Annotated in this window: 5 protein-coding genes; all 5 read left to right on the top strand. The window is 65.9% G+C overall.

Annotation, left to right across the window (positions count from 1 at the left end; translation table 11 throughout):
* Positions 1–427 precede the first annotated feature (427 nt).
* Positions 428–2,098, top strand: a complete 1,671-nt coding sequence (locus tag ASJ79_RS17560; RefSeq protein WP_067957692.1) for a thiamine pyrophosphate-binding protein — start codon at positions 428–430, stop codon at positions 2,096–2,098.
* 35 nt (positions 2,099–2,133) lie between these two features.
* Positions 2,134–3,108 carry a cyclase family protein gene (locus ASJ79_RS17555; RefSeq protein ID WP_067957690.1) on the top strand — a complete coding sequence of 325 codons (975 nt, stop codon included), beginning with the start codon at positions 2,134–2,136 and terminating at the stop codon, positions 3,106–3,108.
* On the top strand, positions 3,108–4,199 hold the full coding sequence (locus ASJ79_RS17550) for a tartrate dehydrogenase (protein WP_255374742.1): 1,092 nt from the start codon (positions 3,108–3,110) through the stop codon (positions 4,197–4,199). Before ASJ79_RS17555 ends, ASJ79_RS17550 begins: the two co-directional genes overlap by 1 nt.
* 114 nt (positions 4,200–4,313) lie before the next feature.
* Positions 4,314–5,396, top strand: a complete 1,083-nt coding sequence (locus tag ASJ79_RS17545) for an ABC transporter substrate-binding protein (protein ID WP_082753899.1) — start codon at positions 4,314–4,316, stop codon at positions 5,394–5,396.
* Between the two features lie 18 nt (positions 5,397–5,414).
* Positions 5,415–5,598 (top strand): ATP-binding cassette domain-containing protein (locus ASJ79_RS35115; protein WP_156448505.1); only part of this gene is annotated, 184 nt, incomplete at its 3' end.

Raw genomic sequence — 5,598 nt, 5'->3', positions numbered from 1 at the left:
GCCGAGGTCGAGTGCGGTGGTGGGGGTCAGGGAACCGGATTCGACGAGGGACGTGAGGCTGCCGGCCATGGGGTGCCCGTCCCATGGTGTGAACCCCACCCGATACAAGGTGCGGTAAAGGAGGCGCCGTGACCCCATGGCCACCACGTTAGCGGGTTCCGTCCCGGGTTCCGGTCGTTCTCGCCGCAGAGGACCGGTCGCGATCCTCGCCGACGACGGGATGTCGCGACACTGCCGGGTTTGAAGAACCCGGCCAATTCACATTCGCCGCTTCCGACGAGCGCGGTCAAGCTGTCGGCCAGGTCGACGGCAAGGCCAAAATCTGCAACGCCGTCTCACTTTGGGTGTTGACAGTGATCCACGACACTGGCAGTCTCTCTCAAGACAATGTCTCGTAAAACAAGACAGGATGGTGAATGTGCCCTCTATGACGGGCGCGCAATATCTCGCGCAGTCGCTGGACGCCTACGGCGTCACCGCGGTCTTCCTCGTCCCCACGGTCCTCAGTCGCACGCTCGTCGAGATGGAGCACACGCCTATCCAGAGGATCGTCACCCACGGTGAGAAGTCGGCGGCCTACATGGCCGACGGCTACGCACGAGCGACCGGTCGCCCGGGCATCTGTATGGCGCAGAACGTGGGCGCGGCCAATCTTGCTGCCGGCCTGCGGGATCCGTATCTCGGGTGCTCGCCGGTGATCGCCATGACCGGCGGACCCTACCGCTGGAGCCGGGGGCGGAATTACTACCAGGAGATCGAGGACTTCCCGCTCTTCAAGCCGGTCACCCGGTCCAGCCGCCAAGTGATGCACGCCGACCGGCTACCCGACCAACTCGACCAGGCCTTCCGGGATGCGACGGTGGGCAAGCCTGGGCCGACACATCTGGAGTTGGCAGGGCATACCGGAGACGACATCGAAAACGACACCCTCGACGCCGAAGTCCCCTCTCCGCAGATCCGTGCGCTTCCCGGTCTGCGGATCGCGCCGGATCCGGGCAGCATCGCCGCGGCCGCGCAGGCCTTGCGCGCCGCGCAGCGTCCTGTCATCGTCTCGGGCGGCGGTGTGCGCGCATCAGGAGCGGGCGCGGAGATCGTCGCGCTGGCCGAAAAGCTCGACATTCCGATCGCAACGTCGTTGAACGGCAAGGACACCGTTCCCGGCGACCATCCACTGCTCGTGGGCATCCCCGGTTTGTATGCGCGCGCCAGCGCCAACCAGGCGCTGCTCGAGGCGGACCTGGTGTTCTACGTCGGCAGCCAGACGGGCAGTCAGCTCACGCTCAACTGGCAGATCCCGGCGCGATCGACACGGGTGATGCACCTCGACATCGAGCCGCGCGAGATCGGCCGTCACTTCGAGACGGAGGTCGCGATCGTCAGTGACGCCAAGCTCGGCCTCACCGCCTTGCTGGAGGCGCTCGCGTCGGATTCGCAGCAGCGACCCGAATGGGTGGAGCGCACCGCCGAACTGGCGCGCCGGTGGCGTGCCTCGGTGGCCGAGCACGTCGGCGAGCGGACTCCGTTGCGACCAGAGTGGCTCGCCGACCGCCTCGGCGGACTGCTGCCCGACGATGCGCTGGTGGTGGCCGACACCGGGCACGCCGGAATGTGGACAGCCGCGCACCTCGATCTCCCCGCCGGGCAGGGATTCCTCCGCGCCGCAGGCTCTCTGGGGTGGGGGCTGCCGGCGGCCATCGGCGCGCAGATCGGACGTCCGGACCGCCGGGTCGTGCTGTTCACCGGCGACGGTGGTCTGCTCTACCACTTGAGCGAGCTGGAGACCGCGGCCCGGTGGAATGTCCCGCTGATCGCCGTCGTGAACAACAACCACTCGCTCAACCAGGAGATCAACCCGTACACCGTCGCCTACGGCGGCTCGCTGCACGGGCGCCATCACGAGTTGTGGCACTTCAACGACGTCGACTACACCCGGGTAGCGGAATCTCTTGGCGTCAAGGGTATTCGGGTAGAGAAGGCCGGCGAGTTCGAATGCGCGATGGCGCAGGCCGTCGCGGCAGATGGACCAGTCCTGATCGACGTCGTCACCGACATCGACGCCGTAGCGCCGAAAGGATCGGCGCAGCCCGCGCCGCTCTGACAACCAACCAACACATCTACAGGGAGGACCGATCGATGACGTCGATCTCCACCAAGCCCAACGTCGAGACCGTGCGCGAGCTCAGCGCCACCTACTCCAACTGGGGTCGCTGGGGTGAAAAGGACCAGCGTGGCACGCTGAACCACTGCACCGAGCAGGACGTCGCCCGCGCCGCATCCAGCATCCGGTCGGGCAAGCGGATCTCACTCGCACTCCCGGTCGATTCGAACGGCCCGCAGATCGGCGGCTTCGGCCGGTTCAACCCCATCCACCTGATGTTCCGCGACGGCGGTGACGTCGTCTCCGGCACCATCATCGACGACTTCTACGGCGGCAACGACCGCCACATCCGCGGAACCGACGACATGATCATCATGCCGCTGCAGTCGGGCACCCAATGGGATGCTCTGGCGCACATCATGTTCGAGGACAAGATGTACAACGGCTTCCCGGCCAGGCAGGTGACCAGCAAGGGCGCCCACGTCAACGACATCACCCAGGCCCGCGACGGCGTCGCAGGCCGCGGCGTGCTGCTCGACATCGCCCGCTACAAGGGGGTCGACGCGCTCGAACCCGGTTACGCGATCACCTCCGAGGACCTCGAAGGCTGCGAACAGGCCCACGGCGTCATCGTCGGCAAAGGCGATTTCGTGATGATTCGCACGGGTCAGCTGGGTGAGCGTCGCGGCAACTGGGGCGACTACGCGGGCGGCCCTGCGCCGGGCCTGGGTCTGGCGAGCGTGCCGTGGGTCGCCGAACGCAAGATCGCGGGTGTGGCCACCGACACGTGGGGCATGGAGGTCCTGCCCAACGAGACGCCGGACGTCTTCCAGCCGCTGCACTGCGTCTTCATCGTCGCGATGGGGCTCTTCGTGGGTGAGATCTTCGACCTCGAGGAGCTCGCCACCGACTGCGCCGCCGACGGCCAGTACGACTTCTTCTTCTGCGCGCCACCGCTTCCCATCACCCAGGGCGTCGGCTCGCCTGTCAACCCGATGGCCATAAAGTAGTGCCCGCCGCCGGACCTCACCGCATCGCGGTGATCGCGGGTGACGGCATCGGACAGGAGGTGATGCCCGCGGCGATCGACGTGGTCGAGGCGCTCGCGGGCCCCTTCGGATTCTCGGTCGAGTGGACCGAGTATCCGTGGAGCTGCGAGACGTACCTGAAGACCGGGGCGATGATGCCCGCCGACGGCATCGACACGCTGGCCGGTCACCATGCGATCCTGCTGGGGGCGGTCGGATATCCGAGCGTGCCGGACCACGTGTCGTTGTGGGGTTTGCTCGTTCCGATTCGCAGGGCCTTTGACCAGTACGTGAACCTGCGGCCGGCAGTGCTGCTTCCCGGTGTGCCGAGCCCGCTGCGCGACACGGAGGCCGGCATCGACATCCTCATCGTCAGGGAGAACACCGAGGGGGAGTACTCCGAAGTCGGCGGCCGCGTCTTCTCGGGCACCTCGCACGAGTTCGCCGTCCAGGAGGCGGTTTTCACCAGGCGCGGGATCGAGCGTGTGGTCGAGTACGCCGCTCGGCTCGCCGAATCACGCAGCGGCCGACTGACATCGGCCACCAAGTCGAATGGGATCATCCACACGATGACGATGTGGGACGACGTCGCCGCCGAGGTCGTCGCCAGGCATCGCGGCGTCGACTACCGGTCGATGCACGTCGACGCTCTGGCCGCCCGGTTGGTCAGCCATCCTGGTCAGCTCGACGTCATCGTCGGATCGAACCTGTTCGGCGACATCCTCAGCGATGTCGGCGCCGCGATCGTCGGCAGCCTCGGGATGGCGCCGTCGGCGAATCTCAACCCGGAACGGGACCACCCTTCGATGTTCGAACCGGTGCACGGTTCCGCCCCGGACATCGCGGGCACCGGTGTGGCCAACCCGATCGCGCAGATCTGGTCGGCCGCGATGATGCTCGACCACCTCGGCCATCCCGACGCCGCCGAGGCGATCCTGGGCGCCATCCGCCGCGTGCTGGCCGAGACCGATGTACGCACACCGGATCTCGGCGGAACGGCACGCACCTCCGATATGACGGCCGCGATTCTCGACGCGCTTGCAGGCGTCCAGAAAAACGAGACAGTGTCTTGACACGGGCTGTTAGCCCTGTCACATTGGTATCGAGAAACAGTCTGCCGTCACACCACCCACCACCCTCCATGCACTGTTGCTCTTGCAGAAAATCCGGACCAAAGGAGATTCGCGATGAAGAAACGACTTGCCGCGCTCGCCGTCATGGCGAGTGGAGCGCTGGTCCTGGCCGCTTGCTCCTCGGGCGGCGGTGAGAGCACCGAGAGCGGAGGTATGCAGACCATCAAGATGGGCATGGCCGCCACGGACACGTTCACCGCCGAATGGTGGGGGTGGCTGGCCGCCGACGAACTCGGCTATTACGAGGACCTCGGGCTCGACGTCGAGTTCGTCCCCACCGGCGGCAGCGGTGACGCCATCGAGCAGCTCATCGCCGGCAACCTCGAGGCGGGCAATCCGTCGATGCCGACCGTCGGCGAGGCACTGCTGGGCGGTCAGGACGTTGTCAACATCTTCACCTACAGCACCGGCGCGATCTTCGGCGTCTTCGCCCCGAACGACTCGGGCATCGCGTCCATCGCCGACCTGAGAGGCAAGAAGATCGGCGTGTCGGAGGCGGGTGGCGGTGAGGTCGCATTCCTCGAAGCGGCGCTGCGCAAGGAGGGTATCGACCCGATCAGCGACGTGACGATCATCCCGATCGGAGACGGCGGTCCGGAGACGTTCGCGGCCATCACCAACAAATCCGTCGACGCGTATTCGACGGCCTACAACGACATCTTCGGCCTGCAGACCGCCGGCCTCAACCTCGACGACCTGACGCCTGAGGAGTTCAAAGGCTTCCCGGCCCGTGGCATCATCACGACGTCGAAGGTCATCGAATCCAAACCCGAAGCGTTGGAGGCGCTTTCGCGCGGCACCGCGATGGGAATCGAGTTCTGCCTTGCCAACAACGAGGCGTGCATCAACTTCCTCAGGGAGGCCAACCCGGCGGCGTTCGAGGAGAATGCCGACGGAGTGTCCCAGGGACTGCTTCGCTTCGACCTCTCGCTGACCCAGGTCCCGCCGAAGAACCCGGAGCGCATCGGGGCGCACGATCCCGAGGAGACGAGGATCTTCCTGGATACCATCGCCTCGACGATGGAGAGCTCGTCGGCGTATGACCTCGACACCTTCCTCAATACCCAATTCTTGGACTTCGCCAACGATTTCGACCGGGCGCAGGTCAAGGAACAAGCAGCGAACTACACCGGCTGAGGATTGACGGCAACCGCGATGGAATCCATGACCATGACCAAGACCGACCCCCTGGTTCGAGCCAGCGGGATCAGCAAGACGTATCACAGCGGTGGCAACGAGATGATCGCGCTGAGCGGGATGGACCTCGATGTCATGGACGGGGAGTTCCTCTCCCTGTTGGGGCCCAGCGGATGCGGCAAGTCGACGGCGCTCAACATCA

It is taken from the genome of Mycobacterium sp. NAZ190054 (genome assembly GCF_001545925.1).
GTDB lineage: Bacteria > Actinomycetota > Actinomycetes > Mycobacteriales > Mycobacteriaceae > Mycobacterium.
Note: the sequence above shows the minus strand (reverse complement) of the source record. Positions and strands in the feature narration are given on the sequence as shown.

Coding starts and splice junctions, on each gene's coding strand:
- ASJ79_RS17555 (WP_067957690.1), top strand. CDS start 2,134: ATGACGTCGATCTCCACCAAGCCCAACGTCGAGACCGTGCGCGAGCTC.
- ASJ79_RS17560 (WP_067957692.1), top strand. CDS start 428: ATGACGGGCGCGCAATATCTCGCGCAGTCGCTGGACGCCTACGGCGTC.
- ASJ79_RS17545 (WP_082753899.1), top strand. CDS start 4,314: ATGAAGAAACGACTTGCCGCGCTCGCCGTCATGGCGAGTGGAGCGCTG.